Origin of the sequence: Streptomyces canus (assembly GCF_030815415.1) — a bacterium.
In the GTDB taxonomy this organism is placed as follows: Bacteria; Actinomycetota; Actinomycetes; order Streptomycetales; family Streptomycetaceae; genus Streptomyces; species Streptomyces canus_F.
Genome location: NZ_JAUSWW010000001.1, coordinates 4,140,239 through 4,162,148, shown reverse-complemented (window position 1 = coordinate 4,162,148; position 21,910 = coordinate 4,140,239). Strand labels below are relative to the sequence as shown.

General features: G+C 71.4%; 18 protein-coding genes and 1 pseudogene. 10 read left to right on the top strand and 9 right to left on the bottom strand.

Annotated features, from left to right (window positions below):
• Positions 1-40: 40 nt before the first annotated feature.
• The 7 genes and pseudogenes from QF037_RS19115 to QF037_RS19085 form a co-directional block, all read right to left on the bottom strand.
• A complete protein-coding gene (locus QF037_RS19115; RefSeq protein WP_307026891.1) occupies positions 41-1,840 on the bottom strand; it encodes a serine/threonine-protein kinase in 1,800 nt (599 codons plus the stop codon).
• Between the two features lie 339 nt (positions 1,841-2,179).
• A pseudogene (locus QF037_RS19110) lies at positions 2,180-3,229 on the bottom strand (serine/threonine-protein kinase); the annotation flags it as partial.
• Complete coding sequence (locus QF037_RS19105) at positions 3,226-3,966, bottom strand: FHA domain-containing protein (protein WP_307026889.1); 741 nt, start codon at positions 3,964-3,966, stop codon at positions 3,226-3,228. The gene QF037_RS19105 and the pseudogene QF037_RS19110, both read right to left, overlap by 4 nt.
• 133 nt (positions 3,967-4,099) lie before the next feature.
• A complete protein-coding gene (locus QF037_RS19100) occupies positions 4,100-4,591 on the bottom strand; it encodes a hypothetical protein (RefSeq protein ID WP_307026887.1) in 492 nt (163 codons plus the stop codon).
• Positions 4,592-4,680: 89 nt separating this feature from the next.
• On the bottom strand, positions 4,681-6,180 hold the full coding sequence (locus tag QF037_RS19095; protein ID WP_307026885.1) for a protein kinase domain-containing protein: 1,500 nt from the start codon (positions 6,178-6,180) through the stop codon (positions 4,681-4,683).
• Positions 6,177-6,923, bottom strand: a complete 747-nt coding sequence (locus QF037_RS19090) for an FHA domain-containing protein (protein WP_307026883.1) — start codon at positions 6,921-6,923, stop codon at positions 6,177-6,179. Before QF037_RS19090 ends, QF037_RS19095 begins: the two co-directional genes overlap by 4 nt.
• 128 nt (positions 6,924-7,051) lie before the next feature.
• Positions 7,052-7,708: a hypothetical protein gene (locus QF037_RS19085; RefSeq protein WP_307026881.1), complete on the bottom strand. Its 657-nt coding sequence runs from the start codon at positions 7,706-7,708 to the stop codon at positions 7,052-7,054.
• Between the two features lie 262 nt (positions 7,709-7,970).
• Between QF037_RS19085 and QF037_RS19080 the strand changes: the two genes are divergently transcribed.
• The 6 genes from QF037_RS19080 (at position 7,971) to QF037_RS19055 (ending at position 13,932) form a co-directional block, all read left to right on the top strand.
• A complete protein-coding gene (locus tag QF037_RS19080) occupies positions 7,971-8,825 on the top strand; it encodes a bifunctional methylenetetrahydrofolate dehydrogenase/methenyltetrahydrofolate cyclohydrolase (RefSeq protein WP_307026879.1) in 855 nt (284 codons plus the stop codon).
• Entirely contained in the window at positions 8,815-9,309 is a 495-nt protein-coding gene (locus QF037_RS19075) for a DUF3017 domain-containing protein (protein WP_307026876.1), read from the top strand. Before QF037_RS19080 ends, QF037_RS19075 begins: the two co-directional genes overlap by 11 nt.
• 214 nt (positions 9,310-9,523) lie before the next feature.
• The gene (locus QF037_RS19070; RefSeq protein ID WP_307026875.1) at positions 9,524-9,997 is read left to right on the top strand and encodes a helix-turn-helix domain-containing protein; all 474 of its coding nucleotides are present in this window, start codon (positions 9,524-9,526) and stop codon (positions 9,995-9,997) included.
• Positions 9,998-10,336: 339 nt separating this feature from the next.
• A complete protein-coding gene (locus QF037_RS19065; protein WP_307026874.1) occupies positions 10,337-11,485 on the top strand; it encodes a helix-turn-helix domain-containing protein in 1,149 nt (382 codons plus the stop codon).
• A 336-nt stretch (positions 11,486-11,821) separates the two neighbouring features.
• A complete protein-coding gene (locus QF037_RS19060; RefSeq protein ID WP_307026873.1) occupies positions 11,822-12,811 on the top strand; it encodes a malate dehydrogenase in 990 nt (329 codons plus the stop codon).
• A gap of 143 nt (positions 12,812-12,954) precedes the next feature.
• Positions 12,955-13,932, top strand: coding sequence for a hypothetical protein (locus QF037_RS19055; protein WP_307026871.1), 978 nt, complete (start codon positions 12,955-12,957; stop codon positions 13,930-13,932).
• A 4-nt stretch (positions 13,933-13,936) separates the two neighbouring features.
• Here QF037_RS19055 and QF037_RS19050 read toward each other — a convergent pair whose 3' ends face one another.
• Together QF037_RS19050 and QF037_RS19045 are read right to left on the bottom strand one after the other, a co-directional pair.
• Positions 13,937-14,845: a bifunctional helix-turn-helix transcriptional regulator/GNAT family N-acetyltransferase gene (locus QF037_RS19050; RefSeq protein WP_307026869.1), complete on the bottom strand. Its 909-nt coding sequence runs from the start codon at positions 14,843-14,845 to the stop codon at positions 13,937-13,939.
• 44 nt (positions 14,846-14,889) lie between these two features.
• Positions 14,890-15,639, bottom strand: coding sequence for a hypothetical protein (locus QF037_RS19045; RefSeq protein WP_307026868.1), 750 nt, complete (start codon positions 15,637-15,639; stop codon positions 14,890-14,892).
• 187 nt (positions 15,640-15,826) lie between these two features.
• Here QF037_RS19045 and QF037_RS19040 point away from each other — a divergent pair, with 187 nt between their 5' ends.
• From QF037_RS19040 to QF037_RS19025, 4 genes are read left to right on the top strand one after another with little or no spacing between them, the layout of a single operon-like run.
• Positions 15,827-17,335 (top strand): aldehyde dehydrogenase family protein, encoded by a 1,509-nt coding sequence (locus QF037_RS19040; RefSeq protein ID WP_307026866.1) that lies wholly within the window; start codon positions 15,827-15,829, stop codon positions 17,333-17,335.
• Between the two features lie 37 nt (positions 17,336-17,372).
• Positions 17,373-18,896: a GMC family oxidoreductase gene (locus tag QF037_RS19035; RefSeq protein ID WP_307026865.1), complete on the top strand. Its 1,524-nt coding sequence runs from the start codon at positions 17,373-17,375 to the stop codon at positions 18,894-18,896.
• Positions 18,896-19,975, top strand: a complete 1,080-nt coding sequence (locus QF037_RS19030; protein ID WP_307026863.1) for a quaternary amine ABC transporter ATP-binding protein — start codon at positions 18,896-18,898, stop codon at positions 19,973-19,975. The genes QF037_RS19035 and QF037_RS19030 overlap by 1 nt, the downstream gene beginning before the upstream one ends.
• Positions 19,975-21,909, top strand: a complete 1,935-nt coding sequence (locus tag QF037_RS19025; RefSeq protein WP_307026862.1) for an ABC transporter permease — start codon at positions 19,975-19,977, stop codon at positions 21,907-21,909. Before QF037_RS19030 ends, QF037_RS19025 begins: the two co-directional genes overlap by 1 nt.
• Position 21,910 lies beyond the last annotated feature (1 nt).

The following is a 21,910-nucleotide window of genomic DNA, read 5'->3' as shown; positions in this document are numbered from 1 at the left end:
CCGACGGCCGGCCCCCGGCTGGACGGCGGCCGGGTGGCGTCTAGCCGGCACTCCGCAGGGCCGCCCACGTCTGGGGACCCACCCTCCCGTCGACCTCCAGCCCCTTCGCGCCCTGGAACTGCTCGACCGCGGCCAGGGTGGCGTTGCCGAACCGGCCGTCCACGCCCGCGTCTCCGACGCCGTAACCGCGTTTGGTGAGCATGCACTGGACCTGGACGACGCGCTGGCCCTTGTCGCCGTGTTTGGTGAGCTCGGTGCCGGAGTAGTAGGTGCAGTCGGAGATCCAGGCCGGGTCGGTGGGAGTGGTCGCGGTCTCGGTGACGGTGGCGGTCGGGGTGGGGGCGGCGCCGCCCGAGGTGCCGCCTTGGGTGGCCGTCGCGGAGGGCGTACCGGCGATGCCGTCGCCGGATCCGGAGGTGCCGCCGTCCGGCTCCGTGTGCTTCTCTTCCTCTTCCTCCTCCTTCGCCTGCTCCTTCTTCTCCTCCGCTGTGCTCGGGAATGGGGAGGCGGACGTGCCGGGCAGGGCCGAGACCGCCTCGGCGTCCGAGGCGGGGCCGGTGCTGGTGCTCGTGGTCGGCGCGTCCGAGGCCGCCTCGTCGTGGGACGGGCGGGTGAGGAAGAACGCGCTCGCGGCCACGGCGACCACGGCGAGGCACGCCGCGAGGGCGAGGGCGGGCTTCTTCCGGCTGCGGCGGGCCTCGTTCTCACCGGGGGCGTACTGGCCGGGCGGTGTGGCGGGTCCGTACGCTCCGGGCGGTGTGGCCCCGAACGCCCCGGGCGGCGTCGCGGGACCGAAACCCGGCCCGGGGACGGGAGTCACCGCAGGAGTCGCAGGAGTCGCCGGTGCGCGGAGGTGGACGGTCTGCTCGGCCGAGGCCTCTTCCAGTAAGTCGCAGCCTTCCTGGCGGTCGACCAGGCGGCCGGCCAGGGGCTCCTGCCAGTCGGGTGCCTCACCCTTCAGCGCGGTCGCGGCGGCCGCGATCAGTTGCGGCGGGGTGGGGCGGCCGGCCGGGTCCTTGGCGAGGCAGGCGGTCAGCAGGGTCGCCAACGGGCCGTCCACGGGCCCGAGTTCGGACATCACCTCCGCCTTCGGCTCCTCGAAGGCCACCCGGTGCATGACATCGACCCCGGTCCCGTCGCCGAACGGGGCGTGCCCGGTGGCGGCGTAGATCAGCGTGCCCGCGAGGGAGAAGACGTCGGAGGCGCCGTCGCAGCGGCCCTCCCGCAGATACTCGGGGGACATGAACGCGGGCGTGCCGACCCGGCTGCCGGTGCCGGTGATCGCGCTGCTGTCGACGGCCTGCGAGATGCCGAAGTCGATGACGTGCACGCCCCGCGTGGACAGCAGGACGTTGGACGGCTTGAGATCCCGGTGGACGACCCCGGCCTCGGCCAGCGCCGAGAGGGCCTGTCCGAGCTCCGCCACCAGCCGCCACACACCGGTCGGCTCCAGCCTGCCGCCGTGGCGCACGGCGTCGGCGAGGTTGATGCCGGGGACGTACTGGGTGGCCATCCAGAGCAGTTCGTGCTCGAACCCGGTGCCGAGCAGCCGCGGCGCGTGCGGGGTGTCGACCCGCCGGTGCACGGTGGCCTCCCGCTCGAACCGCCGCCGGAACTCCGGGTCCTCGGCGTACTCGGGCCGGATCACCTTCACCGCGGCGAGCCCCGCGGTGTCGTCGGCGGGCCGTGCCAGGTAGACCCGACCCATCCCGCCGCTGCCGAGCCGCCCGAGCGGCACATACGGTCCGATCCGGGCGGGGTCGGCGGGCTGCAGTGGATCGGCGCCCGCCTGTATGAGCGCGGCGCGGTACGGCGGCGTGGGGTGCCGCTGGTCCGTCATGTGTCCCCCGAGTGCTGTTCTGCCTCAACGTGCCCAGGCGTCACGCCAGTTGAAGTGAGGCTAGCGTGCCGGAGTCGGGAGGATCGGGCGTATGTGCGAGAAGGCTGCGGCGCGCCAGAGCGGGAGCGCCGCAGCCGGTTCGCGAAGGCTACGTGCAGGTGCGCTCAAGAGCACTGTCCGCAGAGGTGACCGAAGGCAGGATTCCCGAGCGACAGGACGCCCGGGTCTCGCTCACCCCGGCCGCCCTGCCGCGGTCCGCGCCCACGACGGGTTCGTGGGCGCGGCTCACTCAAGCGGCCGACGCGGTCCGTCAGGCAGCGGTGACCCGTACGACCGGGACGCCGAGGCGACCAGTACGGGCCGGTACTCCGGCGTCCCCTCGTCCGTCATGGCCGACCGGCGGGTGACGTCCGCCGCGACCCCGAGCCCCGACACGGTCAGGAGCGCGGTGGCGACGGCGCCCGCCAGGACGGGGCGACGGCGCGGACGGGACGGGCGGGGGCAGCGGGCGATCCCGACCGCGGCCTCCACCCGTGTCAGGAGTGCCTCGGTACGGACGCGTTCGGCGTGCGCGGGGGCGAGACAGCCACGGATGATCTCCCGCCAGGCATCCGGGAGTCCGGGGGAGAGCCGCAGCTTCTGCGCGCCCCGGGCATGCCGCAGCGCCGCGTCGGAACGCGCCTCCGGCGTGTCGCCCGGCAGCGGGAAGGCGCCGGTCAGCAGGACATGCGCGAGGACACCGAAGGCCCAGACGTCGACGGAGGGCCGGACCCGGGCACCTCGCTCGTCGACCTCGGCCCACAGCAGCTCGGGCGGTGTGTAGTCCGGGGTGGCGAAGACAGGGGCGTAGGCGTGCGTGCCCTCCATCTCGGCGGCCATGCCGAAGTCGGCCAGCCGGACCGAACCGTCCCGCATCAGCAGCACGTTGGCGGGCTTCAGATCCCCGTGCACCCACCCGGCGCGATGAAGTTCCACGAGCCCGTCGCAGATCTGCGCGAGCAGCCGCCCGGGATCACCAGGATCCGGCAGCGCGTCGAGGGACCCCTCCGCCTTCTCCAGCACGAGGACGGTGGCGCCGTCGAGTTCGGGGTTCCCCGGGTCCTCGACGACGAGGGTCTCGTACATCCGGATCAGCCGCGGTGACCGCAGCCGGGCCAGGAACTCGACTTCTCGCTCGGCCAGTTCACGCAGATGGCGAAGGCGGCGTGCCGTGCGGGCGCCGGTGGGCAGGAACTTCAGGGCAGCCGTGCGCGGGGCGCCCTCGCTCCTGTCGGTGCGGAGGGCCCCGTACACGGTGGCGAACGCTCCCGACGCGATCGGCTCACGCACCTCCCAGCGGCCCACCCGGTAGCCCCTCGGCACCGATACGGCATGCGGTTCCCGGCTCACCGGCACGCCTCGCCCGCCGGCGCGGCCAGGACCACCAGATCGTCCTCGCACACCAGGTCGAAACGGAGGGCGAGCGAGACCAGCGACTCCTTCTTGCCGTTGACGCGCCGGCCGGGTTCCGCCGTGTCCGGGCCGGGACGCAGCCGCAGCTTCAGGGCGAGGTAGTCGATGTTCCAGTAGACGGCCGAGCGGCTGACCGAAGGCCACACCGGGCGCAGCCGCTCCACCAGCTGCTCGACCGCCGGCAGCGAGGCGTGCGGTGCGCCGCGCAGCCGGGGTTCGCACAGGGCGGCCAGGACCGCGAAGTACCGCTTGGTGCGGTCAAGGGTGAACGCCGGTGCGGTGAGGGCTCCGGAGAGCCCGTGCCGGGCGGCACTGCGGAAGACGTGCCGTGGCGCCCAGACGTCGAAGGTGAGCAGGTCGCCCGCGGCGGGCAGGACGATCCGCGAGAACTCGAAGGGGACCGGGGCGTCCACGCGCCCCGGTCCGACCTTGATGTGCTCCCCGGCCCCTTCCGGGTTCTCCACCACGTAGGTCTGGTGCTCGCTGCGGTTGCTCAGCAGCCAGAAGGTGCCCTGTGCGGAGATCTCCCCGGCGATCCGGGGCACTCCCTCGTGCGCGATGGTGAGGCCGTCGCCGTCCCCGGCCCTCCCGAACGTGAGCCGCTCACCTGTGGCGATCCTGATCTGGTCGTCCGGCCGCGCGCATGCCGGAGGTACGACGATGACGCTGTACATGGATTCGTCCCCTCGCCCGATTCCATGAGGGCCACCCTCCCCCAGTCCAACGAAGGGGAGGGTAGGGGACGTTCCTCGAAGAGTCCGAAGCTTCTCCGTGATACGGCGTGTCAGGTGGAGAGTTCGGGGAGAATCAGCAGGGACGCAGCGAGTAGATCGGGTCCCAGGTCGCCGTGCCGGCCTGGTACGCCGTCGACGACCAGCGCTCGCTGCCGTCCTTGTTGTAGAACCTGGCGACCGTGCCGGGCGTCTGGTTGTTGGTGAACGGGCCGTCGCCCGTCCAGTTGGAGACGGTCCACGTCTGGCACTTGTAGAAGTCGAACTTGGTGCCCTTGACGACCATGCACAGGTGGCCGTAGCCGCAGGCCAGGTCCTGGGCGCTGAAGGCGCCCTTCGGGGCCTTGGTGACGTCGAGGCCGTCGTAGGCGATCTTGTCGGCGGAGACGGACAGCACCTTCTGTTCCTTGCCGAGCACTTCGTCGGCGGTCTGCTGGAGGCTGGTCACCCGGGTGCCGTCGGGGTGGTAGCCGCCGGTCGGTCCGGTCGCGGCGGTGGCCGCGACCGTGGAGCCGGCGAGCAGGGCGGTGGCCGCGACGAGCAGTGCGGCGGGCTTGACGATGTTCATGATGGTTCCCCCATGAATGAACGTGGTCGGTGTTTCCGGGACCACCGTTCCAGGGGGCGTCGCGGGCAGGTACCTCAGAACTCTCAGGGTCACTGCCCGCCGGACGGCGTGTACTCCTTGAGCCAGTGAGCGACGCGGGCGGCGTAGGCACGCTGGTTCGGGGGAACGCCGCCCGCGGCGTTCACTTTCTTGTACGAGGTCCGGTAGGAAGCCGCGAGCAGCACCCGGCGGTCACCGGGCAGCGAGGTCTTCAGACGCGGTTCGATGAAGCAGAGGTAGCGGCTCATCGCCGGGATCGACTGCGCGGGGGTCAGGGGCGGTGCGGGAGTCTCCTTCGCCGGTATGCCGTCCGCCCGGATCCACCAGCGCAGGACGCTCGGGGTCCAGCGGGCGATGCCGTACTCGTTCTCGGCGGGATCCGACAGCTCCGGATCGAAGTCGCTCTCCGTCTTGAGCATCGCGGCGAGCAACGCCGGTGTGACCTCCGCCTGTTGGCAGTCATGGGCGGAGTCGACGATGAGACGGCGGTAGGCCACGGGAACACCTTTGCCGGTACGCAGTTCGGCGGCGCCGTAGGAGGCGGCGTCAGCGGTGTTCTTGGCGTCGGAACCGTCGTCCTGCACTGCCCGGACGCCGAACCCCAGCGCGATGACAGCGACGGCAGCCAGCACGGCGGCAGTCGTACGACGGGAGCGGAGCCGCCGCAGTCGGGGCGAGCGGTCCGTGCCCGCCGCGGCCTCCACCCGCCGTAGCAGCGCCTGCGTGCCGATGCGTTGGGCGTGCGTCCGCGCCAGACACTCCCGCACGATCTCGCGCCAGGCCTCCGGCAGTTCGGGCGACAGACGCAGCTCGTCGGTGCCCCGGGCATATGCGGCGGCCGCGTCCCGGCGGGCCGACGGGGTGCCGCCGGGCAGCGGGAAGGTACCGGTGAGCAGCAGATGGGCCAGGACGCCGAACGCCCAGACGTCGGCGGAGGGCCGGATACGGCGGCCGCGTTCGCCGATCTCCGACCACAGCAGCTCCGGCGGTGTGTAGTCGGGCGTGGAGAAGGCGGGCGTGTACGCGTGCGTGCCCTCCAGCTCCGCCGCCATGTTGAAGTCGGCCAGTCGCGCCGAACCGTCCGCCATGAGCAGTACATTGGCCGGTTTCAGGTCCCCGTGCACCCACCCGGCATGGTGCAGCTGGGCCAGGCCCTCGCAGATCTGCGCGAGAAGGGGACCGGGCGCCGGGAGCCGTACGGCGTTCAGGGAGCCTTCCGCCTTCTCCAGGACGAGGACGGTGGCGCCGTCGAGTTCGGGGCGCTCCGGGTCGTCGACGACGAGCGTCTCGTACATCCGGATCAGCCGCGGCTGCTTCAGCCGGCGGTACAACTCGACCTCGCGGTCGATGAGTTCGCGCAGATGGGCCAGTTGCCGGGGCGTTCCGGTGCCGGTCGGCAGGAACTTCAGGGCGGCCGTGCGCGGGTCGCCGTCGCCGGTGCGGCGACCCTCGTACACGCTGCCGAAGGCGCCCGTGGCGAGGGGCGCGCGCACCTCCCAGCCGCCCACCCGGTACCCCTTCGGCACCGGGACGGCGTAGGGCTCGGTCACCGGGCCACCCGGCCGGACGGCTCCGTCAGGACGACCAGGTCGTCCTCCCGTACGAGATCGAAGCGGAGCGCCAGGGAGACCAGCGACTCCTTCTTGCCGTTGAGACGCGGGCCGCTGTCGGCCTCGTCCGGGCCGGGCTTGAGGCGCAGCTTCACGGCGAGGTAGTCGATGTTCCACTGCACCGAAGTGCGCGACGCGGCGGGCCAGTTGGGGCGCAGCCGGTCCACGACCTGGTCGACGGTGGGCAGCGGGGCGTGCGGTGCGCCGCGCAGCCGGGGTTCGCACAGGGCGGCGAGGACCGCGAAGTAGCGTTTGGAGGAGTCCAGCGAGAACGCGGCGGCCGTGGTGTCACCGTCCCGCTCGCTCTCGCCGTCCCGGTAGTCGTGGCGCGGCGCCCACACCTCGACGGGCAGCAGATCACCGGCCGCGGGCAGCACGATCCGCGAGAACTCGAAGGGGACGGGGGCGTCCAGGCGCCCCGGGCCGACCTTGATGTGCTCGCCGGCACCCTCCGGGTTCTCGACGACGTAGGTCTGTTCCCGGCTGAGGTTGCTGAGGATCCAGAAGGCGCCCTGCGCGGTGATCTCACCGGCTCTGCGGGACACCCCGTCATGGGCGATCCGCAGGTCGTTCTCCCGGGCGGACCGGCCGAAGGTGAGGCGCTCGCCGGGGGCGAGCCTGATCTGGGTGCGGTTTCGCTCGTCCTCCGTGGTCGGCGGAGGTACCACGATGATGCTGTACAAGGTGCGTCTCCCCGTGCCTGACGGCTACCGCATCAGCCTAGGGCGACGCACCAGGGCCGTGTCTCCCCTCGTACGGGTGAGACACGGCCCTTGGACAGGATTGGCGCGAACTGTTCAGTTGTGCAAGGTCAGTAGCGCGGGCGGGCGAACCAGGCCGTGCCGCTCGGCACCACCGGAGCGGCGGTGATGATGGCGCCGAAGACGACCCACAGCAGGGGGAGGATGACAGCCGAGGCCATGCCCGTGTCGAGGCCGACGAAGAGCAGGATCAGGCCGACGATCGTGCCGAGCGCGCCGTAGATGACCGTGGTGATGCGGACACCCTGACCGCCCCTGGCGAACTTGACGCCCAGGACGATGGACAGGGTCGCGAGACCTAGCATGAAGATCCCGATGCCCGCGATCAGGCCGGCCGCGGCGTTGCCGATGTCGCCGAGCTCGCTGAACGGGTCGTCGGAGGACGAGCTGAAGGAGTCCGCCTCGTCGGACACATCGTTCACGAAAGCACCGATGTACAGGTAGACCAGGCCGCCCAGGATCTGCACGGCCGAGATGATGTACAGGAAGACACGGGCCGTCACCAGCAGGCCGGGCATCGACTGCGGGATCATGTTGCCGCCCGGGTAGCCGGGGTACGCCGGCTGCTGCGGGTAACCGGGGTACGCCTGGTGCTGCGGCGGGATGCCGGGCGGCGGCGGGGCCTGCTGCGGGTAGCCGTAACCGGGAGCGGGCGGCGGCTGCTGGGGCGGGGGCCCGTAAGGGTTGTTCGGATCGCCGAAACTCATGGCGGTGTTTCCTCCGTTTACCGAATGTGCGGGGACGACGAGCGGCACGGTTCGGAGGAATGTTCAACAGATGCGGTTCGTCCCCCCGGTACAGCCCGCGGCGCTGTGGCCACAATCGTTCTTCAGTGGCCGGTTCGTTGTCCAGCCGCAATCCACATGTGTTGTGCAAGTGCAACATCGCTGATCATGAGCGGATACGGCGGGACAGTCGCCGGGGGACCCGGATTGGAACCGGGACCCGGTCATCCGCGAGGATGGGGTCATGACCGCCCAGATTCTCGATGGCAAGGCCACCGCAGCCGCGATCAAGTCCGATCTGACCGCCCGCGTGGCGGTGCTGAAGGAGAAGGGCGTCACGCCCGGCCTCGGCACGATCCTCGTCGGGACCGACCCCGGCAGCCAGAAGTACGTCGCCGGCAAGCACCGGGACTGCGCCCAGGTCGGCATCGCCTCCATCCAGCGCGAACTGCCGGAGACGGCGACGCAGGAGGAGATCGAGGCGGCGGTGCGGGAGTTGAACGAGGACCCCGCCTGCACCGGCTACATCGTCCAGCTGCCCCTCCCCAAGGGCATCGACGAGAACCGCATCCTGGAGCTGATGGACCCGGACAAGGACGCCGACGGCCTCCACCCGATGAACCTCGGCCGCCTGGTGCTCAACGAGCCGGCCCCGCTGCCCTGCACCCCCAACGGCGTCCTCACCCTGCTCCGTCAGTACGGCGTGGAGATCAAGGGCGCCGAGGTCGTGGTCGTCGGCCGCGGTGTCACCATCGGCCGCCCGATGCCGCTGCTGCTCACCCGCCGCAGCGAGAACGCGACCGTGACCCAGTGCCACACCGGCACCCGCGACCTGTCCTCGCACCTCAAGCGCGCGGACATCATCGTCGCCGCCGCCGGCTCCGCCCATCTGATCCGGCCCGAGGACGTGAAGCCGGGCGCCGCCGTTCTCGACGTCGGCGTCTCGCGCAGCGCCGAGGGCAAGATCGTGGGCGATGTCCACCCCGGCGTCGCCGAGGTGGCCGGCTGGATCTCCCCGAACCCCGGCGGTGTCGGCCCGATGACCAGGGCCCAGCTGCTCGTCAACGTGGTCGAGGCGGCGGAGCGCAGTGCAGGCTGACACGACGCCCCCGGAGGGCCAGGACGCGTCGGAAGGCGCGGACATCGAGGTTCGGGACGCGGTCAGCGCCCCCGACGCCGAGGGCCGGCCGCGTCGCACCACCCGCCGTTTCCCGCTGTTCACCAAGGACACCGCACGCCCCGAGGGCGGCGGCCGGGCCGCGCCGAGTGACGCCCCCGCGCCCGCACGGCAGTGGCCGATCCTCCTCGTCCTCGGCGCGGTCGCGGTCGGCCTGCTGATGACCGCGCTCGACGTCTTCCGCTACGGCACGATGCTGATCGGCGCCGCGCTGGTGGCCGGAGCCGTGCTGCGCTGGCTGGTGCGGGACGTCGGCATGCTCGCGGTGCGCTCCCGCTTCACGGACATCGTCACCTACGGCCTGCTGGGCGCGGTGATCGTCCTGCTGTCGATGATGGCCCAGCCGGACCCCTGGCTGGAGATCCCGTTCCTGAAGGACACCCTGCACTTCACGGTCGACAGCTAGGTGCTCCCCGCGAACGACGACGGCGGCCCGTCCTCTCCCCCGAGTAAGGACGGGCCGCTGTCTGCGTCCACCTTCTTGTACGGCGAACACCCCGTTCAACGGCTGTCAGTGCGCTGTGGCACGGAAGTGACCGTTCCGCTACGGTGTCCGGTCCCTGCCACAAGGGGAACCGTTCGCCTCCCTGACGTCGTCCGACACCGTGGAGGTGAGCTGGATGGGTGCCTGGCAGTCGCTGCCGGACGATCTGCCGCCGGAGGTGCGGCACTTCGTGGAGCAGCTGCGGCGGCTCAAGGACCGCACGGGCCTCAGCCTGGCCTCGCTCGGTGCGCGCACCGCGTACAGCAAGTCCTCCTGGCACCGCTATCTCAACGCCACGCAGCCGCCGCCTCGGCAGGCGGTGACCGCCCTGTGCCGGCTCGTCGGTCTCGCCGACGCAGACGTGGAGCGCGTCAAGGTCCGCTGGGAGCTCGCCGTCCAGGCCTGGCCCCGCGCGGCGGCCGTCCCGGACCGGCCGGGGGGTGCGGAGCGGGCGGAGGAGTACGAGGACGATCCCACGCTGCCGTGGTGGGACACCCCGCCGGAAGAGAAGGCGGAGAAACGGGACGGCGGCCGTCTGCTCCGGTACGCGGGACTGCTGCTGCTCCTGCTGCTCGTCGTCGCGGTCGGCGGCATCGTGGCTTTTGGGTAAATTTCGCGCTGAAGTGGCAAGTGTGAAAAAATGTGTGCCTTCTATGTGTCGATGTATTGACAAGTTCGCGGATGTGCGACGAAGTCGTTCAACATCCGAGTTAGCGTGGCCAATCGGGACGGTCCGGGACGTCCCGCCGCTGGAAGACTGGACCGCGGCGTGGTGGGCGTGCAACGGTGCATGCCCACAGCCCCGACGCACCCGTGCGCCCCCACCCCGGGAACTGAGATCCTTGGCGGGCGCATCCCTGTGGGTAGCCAGACGGGGACTCGGCAGAGGGCACCACACGCGGGGAAGCGCAGCAACAGCCAGCACGACCGGGGGGAAGAGGGGGAAGCAATGCCTCGTTGGAGGGCCTTGCCCGATGAACTGGATCCGCAGGTCAGGGAGTTCGCCAGCCAGTTGCGGCGGCTCGTGGACCGCAGCGGTCTGAGCGTCGCGGCGCTGGCCGACCGCACGGGCTACAGCAAGACGTCCTGGGAGCGGTATCTCAACGGCCGGCTGCTCGCGCCCAAGGGCGCGATCGTCGCCCTGGCCGAGGTCACCGGCACCAATCCCATCCATCTGACCACGATGTGGGAGCTCGCCGAGCGCGCCTGGAGCCGCTCCGAGATGCGCCACGACATGACCATGGAGGCCATCCGTATCTCCCAGGCGCGTGCCGCGCTCGGCGAGTTCGGTGCGCCCCCGGCGAACGCCAAGGGCAGCAAGACCGCCCGCAAGAGCACCAGCGCCACGGCGACCCCGGGGGTTGCCGGGCCCGCGGGCGTGGTCCCGTCGGTGCCGCCGCAGCCGACGCCGCCCGAGGTCCGGGACTCGACGCCGGACGTCCGGGAAGGCCCCAACTCCTGGGGGATGGCCGGATACAACGGACCCTCGCCGTCGGGCGGACGCGCCCCGGAGAGCCCGGCCCGCCCGGTGTCGACGCCGTCCCCGAGCCCGTCGTACGGCGAGCCCCCGCAGGGTCCCCGTCCCGCCGCGCACGCCGGTGGCGGCGGCAGGCGGCGGCTGACGATGTTCCTCGCGGGCGTCGTCGGGGTGCTCGTGGTGATAGGCGCCGCGTACTTCCTCACGAACGGCGACGGCAAGAAGAAGAACGAGGGCTCGGGCGCCTCGCCCTCCCCGAGTGTCACCGCCTCCGTCGACCTCCCGCCCGGCGTCGAGTGCAGCGGTGACTCCTGCACCGGCAAGGACGCGGAGAGCATGGGGTGCAGCGGGGACCTGGTGACCACCGCACAGACCGCCACCGTCGGCACGACGGTCGTGGAGGTCCGCTACAGCAAGACCTGCGGTGCCGCGTGGGGCCGTATCACGCAGGCCGCGCAGGGCGACAAGGTCGCGGTGACGGCCGGCAAGGCCGCGCAGACCGGCTCGATCAGCACGGCCGGGGACACCATCGCGTACACGCCGATGGTCGCGGTGAAGGACGCCGGCGACGCCACCGCCTGCGTGACGCTGGCGGCGGGGGAGAAGGGGTGCACCCAGTAGGCGCCGGGTAGCCGGCGAGGCCGGGAACAATTTCGGGGCCGCAGGCATGGCCGGACGAATCGTGGGCACGCGAACGGTACCCCCACGGGAGTCCGGCCACGTCGGTACCCCCATACGGCGGCCGCCTTCGTCCCCCCTCTCCCGGACGGGCGGCCGCCTCTTCTTGTCTCCGGGGCCGTTCTGTGGGGTGGGCCACAGGGACCCGGCGGTCCGGGATCCCGGATGCGCGATAGCCTGACCGGTGGATCTCTTGATACCAAGAGATCGATCATTTGTACGTCCCACCCGGGCCCGGGGCAGTGCCGCCCCACCGCCAGCTGTCATACGGAGAACGCCATGACCCGCACTCCCGTGAACGTCACCGTCACCGGCGCGGCCGGCCAGATCGGTTACGCCCTGCTCTTCCGCATCGCCTCCGGCCAGCTGCTCGGCGCGGACGTGCCGGTCAAGCTGCGCCTCCTGGAGATCACCCCGGCGCTCAAGGCCGCCGAGGGCACCGCCATGGAGCTGGACGACTGCGCGTTCCCGCTGCTCCAGGGCATCGACATCTCGGACGACCCCAACGTCGCGTTCGACGGCGCCAACGTAGCCCTCCTGGTAGGCGCCCGCCCGCGCACCAAGGGCATGGAGCGCGGTGACCTCCTCGAGGCCAACGGCGGCATCTTCAAGCCGCAGGGCAAGGCCATCAACGACAACGCCGCGGACGACATCAAGGTCCTCGTCGTCGGCAACCCGGCCAACACCAACGCCCTGATCGCCCAGGCCGCCGCCCCGGACGTGCCGGCCGAGCGCTTCACCGCGATGACCCGCCTCGACCACAACCGCGCGCTGACCCAGCTCGCGAAGAAGACGGGCACCACGGTCGCCGACATCAAGCGCCTGACCATCTGGGGCAACCACTCCGCCACCCAGTACCCCGACATCTTCCACGCGGAGATCGCCGGCAAGAACGCCGCCGAGGTCGTCAACGACGAGCAGTGGCTGGCCGACGCCTTCATCCCGACCGTCGCCAAGCGCGGCGCCGCGATCATCGAGGCCCGTGGCGCGTCCTCCGCCGCGTCGGCCGCCAACGCCGCCATCGACCACGTCCACACCTGGGTCAACGGCACCGCGGACGGCGACTGGACCTCCATGGGCATCCCGTCGGACGGCTCCTACGGCGTCCCGCAGGGCCTGATCTCCTCCTTCCCGGTCACCACCAAGGACGGCAAGTACGAGATCGTCCAGGGCCTGGACATCAACGAGTTCTCCCGCGCCCGGATCGACGCCTCCGTCGCCGAGCTCGCGGAGGAGCGCGAGGCGGTCCGCGCCCTCGGCCTCATCTGAGCCGAACGTCCCGCCGAGGCCACCCGGCTTCTGTCACGAGCCTGCACGGGCCCTGTTCCGGTTTCTCACGGAGCGGGGCCCGCGCCCGTTTTCACCGCTACCGTCAAGAACGTTACCCGCCAAGGTGATTCGGGGGGTTCGCGATGAGCGGATGGAACGGCTACAGCTCAGGCTCCGACGAGCACGAGCCGAGCGAGGACAGCGGCCAGGCGGCCTGGGGCACGCGGGGGCAGGGCTCTCCGCCGCCATGGGCGTCGGCGGAGACGCAGACGTCACACACACCACCGCCCTGGGCCTCGGCGGAGACACGGTCGTCGATGACCCCGCCGCCGTGGACCCCGCCCCCGCCGCAGACCGGCGGAACGCCGTACCCGCCGCCGCCCCCGGCGTATGTGCCTCCGCCGCCGCCTCCTCCTCTTTCGCCCGGCCCCCGCCGACTGCTGGTGATCCTCACCGCGATGGCCGTGCTGGGCGCGGGCATCGGAGCGGGCGCCTGGTTCCTGACCCGTGACGGCTCGACGAGCCCCGGAGCCACCCCGGGCACGAGCATCGCCGTCACGACCTCGCTCCCTGTGACCTCGCCCGCTGTGGCCACACCCGCGCAGACCATCGCCCCGCAGTCCACGCCTCCGGTCTCGCCCCTGGACTCCCCGCCGCCGACGCCCGCTCCCGGCTACCGCAACGTCGAGGACCCCGTCGGCTACACGCTCTTCGTCCCGCAGGACTGGATCCGCAGACAGAAGGAGGGCGAGAAGGCCACGGTGGTCTACTACGACGCCCCCGCCGACGGCCGTCAGCTCCAGATCTTCCGGCTCTCGGAGGACAGCCCCGCCGACTCCCTGCGCCTGGCCGAGAACGACCCCGGCTACGGCTTCGCCCGCCAGCCCGGCTACCAGGCCCTCGAACGCGACGAGGGCGAGACCTGGTCCGAGCTGACCTACCGCTACGACGACGAGGACAAGGGCGCGCGCCAGGTCGTCGACCACCGCTTCGAGGCGGCCGACGGGGAGTTCTACGCGATCCGGGCGAGCGGCCCCGAGACCACGTCCGTGGCGCAGATCCGCGAACCGCTGACGGCGGCCCTGAGCTCGTTCTGCCCGACGACGGGCACGTGCCTGTAAGCGGTCAGGGGGTGGCGGGCAGGCGTTTCTCGAACCAGTGGCTGGCATAGACGTGGTCGACGTACGCCGGGATCTCCGCGTATCCGCACGCCCGGTACATCGCCTGCGCCTCGGTGAGCGTGGCATGCGTGTCGAGGCGTACGACCGTCAACCCCCGTTCCGACGCGGCCTGTTCGAGTGCCGCGAGGATACGTCGGGCGAGTCCGAGCCGCCGGGCCTCCGGATGCACCCAGACATGGCGGACCTCCCCGACGCCGGGCTCCAGGCGGCGCAGCGCCCCGCAGCCGACCGGCCGGCCCTCCTCGTAGGCGACGAAGAACGCCCCGGTGTCCCCGGAGACCTCCTCCGGTCGTACGAGGTCGGACGTGTCGAAGCCCTCCGGGAAGCGTGCGTCGATGTCGGCGGCGTAGGCGTCGAGGCAGGCGCGGGCGTCCGGGCTGTGGCCGTCGACGAGGTCGACCGTGATGGCGGCGAGGCGCAGCAGGCGGCGGGTGGTGGCCAGGGCGTCGGTCAGGTCGGCGCGTTGGTCGGTGGTGAGGCCGGACAGCAGGCCCGCCGCGAGGGCGTCGGCCCGGCGGTTCTGTTCCTTGACCTCGGTGCGGCCGGCCGGGGTCGGTTCGATCCTGCGCAGCCGGTTGTCCTCGGGGTGCACGCTGATCCGGACCATGCCCTGAGTCTCCAGGGTCTTCGCCATCCGGCTCAGATACCCGGCGTCCAGTCCGAGACGGCTCCTGAGCTCGCGCAGGGACGCGCCCTCGCCGATCTCGAACAGCAGCCGTGCCGCGCCGAGCGGGCGGTCCTGGCCGAGGTAGTGGTCGTCGAGTGCTCCGATGCGGCGCGTGAAGTAGCGGTTGAACCGGCGGAGGGCGGCCACGTCGTCCGTCGACACGGGCTGGGGATGTCCTGGGTTCATAGTCTTTGACTTTAGTCAAAGGTTTCGGTCGGGTCCATGGGTTCTCAGGTCTTCTGAAGCTCCTCCTGCAACTTGCCCACGTCGACCGACTCGTCCGCCGAGGGCGTCGCGGTCGGCACCGGCTTGTCGTAGTCCGTGAACGTCAGTGTCGTGTTGGTGCCGTCGCCGCGCTGGACCGCCCTGACCAGCTGGTGCGGGGAGTCCGAGGTGACGTAGAGGATCGCCTTCTTGCCGTCCTCCGTGCCCGTCAGCGGGATCACCTTCGTGCCGTCGACGGTGGTCTCCTTGCCCTTCTTCAACGGCGTCTCCTCGGAACCGTCGTCGCCCTCGACGTCCTGCTGGAAGGAGGTCAGGTCGCAGGTGTCGGCCAGGCCCTTGAGCATGGCGTCGTTCGTGGAGCCGTGGATGTAGCGGTTCTCGAAGAGCTCGGCCACCGCCTCGCCCTGGCTGCCGGGCACCTGGGCCTTCCAGAAGGTCCGGTCCGGTTTCATCCACACCTCGTCGCCCTGTTTGACGATCTCGACGCTGCCGCCGCCCGAGCCCATCCGCATCGATCCCACGCAGTTGCCGTCCTGGTCGAGGGTGAGCTCCATCGACGTCGGCTGTGTCCTGCTGGTCGTCGCGCTCGAGCCGCGGTCCGTCAGCTTCAGACGGACGGACTCGGCGTCGAGAAGATTGTCCTTCGCCTGGTCGGCCAGTTGCCGGGCGGTCAGATCGTCGCCGTCGTCCGCGGCGATCAGGACCGGTGAGAGCAGCAGCGCCGCCGTCGCGCAGATCAATGCTTTCCCTGCCATGCGTCACCTCCGTGGACCATTACTCAGCGTACGATTCACCCCTATTTGTCCGCATGTTCAGTGATGCGGCGCACTTTCAGGCATCGATTGCGCATGCAATGCGAGGGCGAGGGCAGGCGGTGACGGTCCCCGTGAGTGACACCTGTGTGACTCAGGGGAACTGAACAGGAACGGAGCGACAGCGATCATGGCCGGACAGCACGCGCGACAGGCGCGGCAGACGATCCACGCGGGCGGCGAGTGGCGCGAAGCCGCCTCCGGGGCGACCCGCGACATCCTCGACCCCGCGGACGCGCAGCCGTTCACCGTCGTCGCCGAGGGTGACGAGAAGGACACCGACGTGGCCGTCGCCGCCGCACGGCAGGCCTTCGACCACGGTGACTGGCCGCGCACCCCCGTCTCCGAGCGCGCCGCGCTGCTGTACCGCGTCGCCGATCTGCTGGTTCGCGATCGCGAGCGGCTGGGTCTGCTGGAGAGCCGGGACGCGGGCAAGACGCTCGAAGAGGGCCGCGTCGACATCGACTGTGTCGCCGACGCCTTCCGCTACTTCGCCGGCCTCGTCGCCGCCGAGTCCTCCGGCCGGGTCGTCGACGCGGGCTCGCCCGACATCCACAGTGTCGTGGTGCACGAGCCGGTCGGCGTCTGCGCGCTGATCACACCCTGGAACTACCCCCTGCTCCAGGCCAGTTGGAAGATCGCCCCCGCGCTCGCGGCCGGCAACACCTTCGTCGTCAAGCCGAGCGAGATCACACCGCTGACGACGATCGCGCTGATCGAGCTGCTCGTCGAGGCGGGTCTCCCGGCCGGCGTCGCCAACATCGTCACCGGGCCCGGCCACTCGGTCGGCGCCCGGCTCGCCGAGCACCCCGACGTCGACCTCGTCTCCTTCACCGGTGGCCTGGCCAGCGGCACCAAGGTGGCACAGGCCGCGGCCCCTTCGGTCAAGAAGGTCGCCCTCGAACTCGGCGGCAAGAACCCCAACGTGGTCTTCGCCGACGCCTGCGCCACGGAGGAGGGCTTCGACACCGCCGTCGACCAGGCCCTGAACGCCGCGTTCATCCACAGCGGCCAGGTCTGCTCGGCGGGCGGACGGCTCATCATCGAGGAGTCCGTCCGCGAGCGCTTCGTCGCCGAACTCGCCCAGCGGGCCGGGCGGATCCGGCTCGGGCGCGGCACGGACGACGGTGTCGAGTGCGGGCCGCTCGTCTCCGAGCAGCAGCGCGCCAAGGTCGACGGGTATGTGGCCTCGGCGCTGGCGGAGGGCGCCGTCCTGCGGACCGGCGGAAAGCGGCCGGAGGGTCTGGGCGACGGCTACTTCTACGAGCCGACGGTCCTGGACGCCTGCCACCGCGAGATGACGGTCGTCCGCGAAGAGGTCTTCGGTCCGGTCCTCACCGTCGAGACCTTCCGCACCGAGGACGAGGCGGTCGCGCTCGCCAACGACACCGAGTACGGCCTCGCGGGCGCCGTCTGGACCAGCGACGCCGGACGCGCCCGCAGGGTCGCGGGCCGTCTGCGCCACGGCACCGTCTGGATCAACGACTTCCACCCCTACCTTCCCCAGGCGGAGTGGGGCGGCTTCGGCAAGAGCGGCACCGGCCGCGAGCTGGGCCCGGCCGGACTCGCCGAGTACCGCGAGACCAAGCACATCTACCAGAACCTCGCGCCGCGGCCCGTCCGCTGGTTCGCCGGCTGAAGCAACCGCTCACCGCACGTCCTTGGAGTACCCCCCCATGCACCAACATGAATACGACTATGTGATCGTCGGCGGTGGCACCGCCGGCTCCGTCATAGCCTCCCGCCTCACCGAGAACCCCGACGTCACCGTCGCCGTCATCGAGGGCGGCCCCAGCGACGTGGGCCGCGACGACGTCCTCACCCTGCGCCGCTGGATGGGCCTGCTCGGCGGCGACCTGGACTACGACTACCCGACAGTGGAACAGCCACGCGGCAATTCCCACATCCGGCACAGCCGGGCCCGCGTCCTCGGCGGCTGCTCCTCCCACAACACGCTGATCGCCTTCAAGCCGCTGCCGTCCGACTTCGACGAGTGGGAGGCGAACGGCGCCAAGGGCTGGGGCGCGGTCCCCATGGAGGCGTACTACGCGCGCCTCCTCAACAACATCGTCCCGGTCGACGAGAAGGACCGGAACGCCATCGCCCGCGACTTCGTCGACGCGGCCCAGGCGGCGACGGGTGTCCCGCGCGTCGAGGGCTTCAACCGCAAGCCCTTCGACGACGGCGTCGGCTTCTTCGACCTCGCCTACCACCCCGAGAACAACAAGCGGTCCTCGGCGTCCGTGGCGTATCTGCACCCGGTGATGGACGAGCGCCCCAACCTGACGATCCTGCTGGAGACCTGGGCGTACAAGCTCGACCTGGACGGCACACGCGCACAGGGTGTCCACGTGCGGGCCGCGGACGGCGAGGAGTTCGTCGTCCGGGCCCGTCGCGAGGTCGTGCTGTGCGCGGGCGCCGTCGACTCGCCGCGCCTGCTGCTGCACTCCGGCATCGGCCCCCGCGAGGACCTCGAAGCGCTCGGCATCCCCGTCGTCCAGGACCTGCCCGGCGTCGGCGAGAACCTCCTCGACCACCCCGAGTCGGTGATCGTCTGGGAGACCCACGGGCCCATCCCGGAGAACTCCGCGATGGACTCCGACGCGGGCCTGTTCGTCCGCCGCGACCCCGACCACGCGGGCCCGGACCTGATGTTCCACTTCTACCAGGTGCCCTTCACGGACAACCCGGAACGGCTGGGCTACGAACGGCCCGCGTACGGCGTCTCGATGACCCCGAACATCCCCAAGCCCAAGAGCCGCGGACGCCTGTACCTGACCAGCGCCGACCCGTCCGAGAAGCCCGCCCTCGACTTCCGGTACTTCACCGACGAGGACGACTACGACGGCCGCACGCTGGTCGACGGCATCCGCATCGCCCGTGAGATAGCGAAGACCGAACCGCTGGCGGGCTGGCTCAAGCGCGAGGTGTGCCCCGGGCCGGACGTCGTCGGCGACGAGGAGCTCAGCGAGTACGCCCGCAAGGTCGCCCACACCGTGTACCACCCGGCGGGAACGTGCCGTATGGGCGCCGCCGACGACGAACTGGCCGTAGTGGACCCGGAGTTGCGGATCCGCGGCCTGGACGGCATCCGCATCGCGGATGCCTCGGTCTTCCCGACGATGACCGCAGTGAACCCGATGATCGGAGTGCTGATGGTCGGCGAGAGGGCCGTGGACCTGATCGGAGGCGGTGCGTGATGAGTACGGCTACGAGTACGACGGAGACTTCGAGCACGACGGTCGAGAACCCGGTGTTCTCCGTCGACGGCCTGTGGAAGGTCTTCGGCCCGAAGGCGGACCGGATCCCCGAGGACCCGGAGCTCATGGGGCTGGCCCCCGCCGAGCTCCGCGCCCGCACCGGCTGCACGGCCGCCGTCCAGGACGTCTCCTTCGACGTCCGCAAGGGCGAGGTCTTCGTGGTGATGGGGCTGTCGGGTTCCGGCAAGTCCACGCTGGTCCGCTGTCTGACCCGCCTCATCGAACCGACGGCCGGCACCATCGCCATCGACGGCGAGGACGTCCGCGCCATGGACAAGTCCCGCCTGCGCGAACTGCGCCGCCACCGCGCCGCGATGGTCTTCCAGCACTTCGGCCTGCTCCCGCACCGCACGGTCCTCGACAACGTGGCGTACGGCCTGGAGATCCAGGGCGTCGGCAAGGCGGAGCGCCGGGCGCGGGCGGCGGACGTCGTGGCCAAGGTCGGTCTGGAGGGAATGGAACAGCGCCGGCCGAGCCAGCTCTCGGGCGGCCAGCAGCAGCGCGTCGGGCTGGCCCGCGCGCTCGCCGCCGACCCCCAGGTCCTGCTGTTCGACGAGCCGTTCAGCGCCCTCGACCCCCTGATCCGCCGGGACATGCAGGAGGAGGTCGTCCGCCTCCACCGCGAGGAGGGCCGCACGATGGTCTTCATCACGCACGACCTGAACGAGGCGCTGAAGCTGGGCGACCGCATCGCGTTGATGCGCGACGGCCGCGTCGTCCAGCTCGGCACCCCGGAGGAGATCGTGGGGTCACCGGCCGACGACTACGTCCGCGAGTTCGTCCGTGACGTGCCGCGCGAGCAGGTGATGACGGTCCGTACGGCGATGCGGACCGCGTCGGCCGCGGAGCAGGGCAACGGCCCGGCCGTCGCGCCGGACGCCACGGTCTCGGAGGCCATCGAGGCGGTCGCACGGGCAGGGGTTCCGGCCCGCGTCGTCGACGAGGGCCGGTGTGTCGGGGTGGTGGACTCGGACGCACTGCTCGGGGTGGTGGCCGGGACCGCCAAGGAGGCGGTCTGATGGCTACGGTCACCGCTGCCGTCCCCCGTACGGTCCCCGCCGTCCTGCGGCACCGCGCGGTCCACAAGCTTGTGCTGCTCGCCGCGGTCGCCGCGATCCTCGTCCCGCTGGCGAACGCCCGCTGGGCGAGCGGCACCTGGCCCGACGCCCTCACCATCGACGTCTCCGGCCCGCTGACCACGGCCAGCGACTGGATCGTCGACAACCGGGACAGCCACCCGCTGTTCCTCTACTTCTTCGGCCACGTCAGCAACGCGGTCGTCCTCGGCGTCCGTGCCGTGTACCTGGTGCTGCTGGCGGCGGGCTGGGCCGGCGTCACGGCGATCGGCGCTCTCGTCGCCTGGCGGGTCGCCGGCATCAGGCTCGCCCTCGGCACCGCCGCCGCGTTCCTCGCCTGCGGTCTGCTCGGCATGTGGGTGCCGACGATGCAGACGCTCGCCCTGATGGTCGTGGCCGTCCTCGCCTCGGTCGTCGTGGGCGCCTTCCTCGGACTCGCCGCGGGCCTCTCCGACCGCATGGACCGCGCCCTGCGCCCGGTCCTGGACACCATGCAGGTGCTCCCGGCGTACGCCTACCTCCTCCCCGTCGTCATGATCTTCGGCATGGGCGTCCCCGCGGCCGTCCTCGCCACTGTCGTCTACGCCGCCCCGCCCATGGCCCGTCTCACCGCCCTCGGCCTGCGCGGCGCCGACAAGGAGGTCCTGGAAGCGGTCGACTCGCTCGGCGCCACCGCACGGCAGCGCCTGCTGACCGCCCGTATCCCGCTGGCCCGCAAGGAGCTCCTCCTCGGCCTCAACCAGACGATCATGATGGCCCTCTCGATGGCGGTCATCGCGTCGGTCATCGGCGCCGGCGGCCTCGGTGACCGCGTCTACCAGGCGCTCGCGTCGGTCGACGTCGGTGCGGCGCTGGCGGCGGGCATCCCGATCGTGCTGCTCGCCGTCGTACTGGACCGGGTGACGGCGGCCGCCGGAGACGGCACCGAGGGCTCCGGCCGCAGGGGCTGGGCGTACGCCTTCGCCGCCGCCCTCGCCGTGGCCGTGGCCGGACGTCTCATGGGCCGCCTCGACTGGCCCGACGCCTGGGTCGTCCAGATCGCCCAGCCCGTCAACCGTGCCGTCGACTGGATGACCGCCCACCTCTACTCCGGTGTCCCCGTCGTCGGCGGCACCGCCGACTGGGCCGCCCACTTCACCACCTGGGTCCTGAACCCGCTCCGGGAGGGCCTGCAGTGGCTGCCCTGGTGGTCGGTGCTGCTCGTGGTCGCCACCCTGGCCTGGCTGATCGGCACCTGGCGCACCGCGCTCACCGCGGTCCTCGCCATGGCCGCGATCGGCGTGCTCGGAGTGTGGGAGCCGTCCCTGGACACGCTCTCCCAGGTCCTCGCCGCCGTCGCCGTCACGCTCGTCATCGGCTTCGCGACCGGCATCGCGGCCGCCCGCAGCGACCGTGTCGAACGGCTGCTCCGGCCCGTCCTGGACGTCTTCCAGACGATGCCGCAGTTCGTGTACCTGATCCCGGTGGTGGCCCTCTTCGGCGTGGGCCGCGCACCCGCGGTCGCCGCGGCCGTCGTCTACGCGCTGCCCGCCGTCGTCCGCATCACCACACAGGGGCTGCGGCAGGTCGACCCGGCCGCGCTGGAGTCCTCGAGTTCGCTCGGCGCCACCGCCTGGCAGCAACTCCGCCAGGTCCAGCTCCCGCTCGCCCGCCCGGCGTTGCTGCTCGCCGTCAACCAGGGTGTGGTCCTGGTCCTCGCCGTCGTCATCATCGGCGGCCTGGTCGGTGGCGGTGCGCTCGGCTACGACGCCGTCTTCGGCCTCGCCCAGGGCGATCTGGCGACCGGCCTGGTGGCCGGCGCGGCCATCGTCTGCCTCGGCCTGATGCTCGACCGGGTGACCCAGCCGACGGAACGCCGCGCGAAGAAGGGAGCGTGAC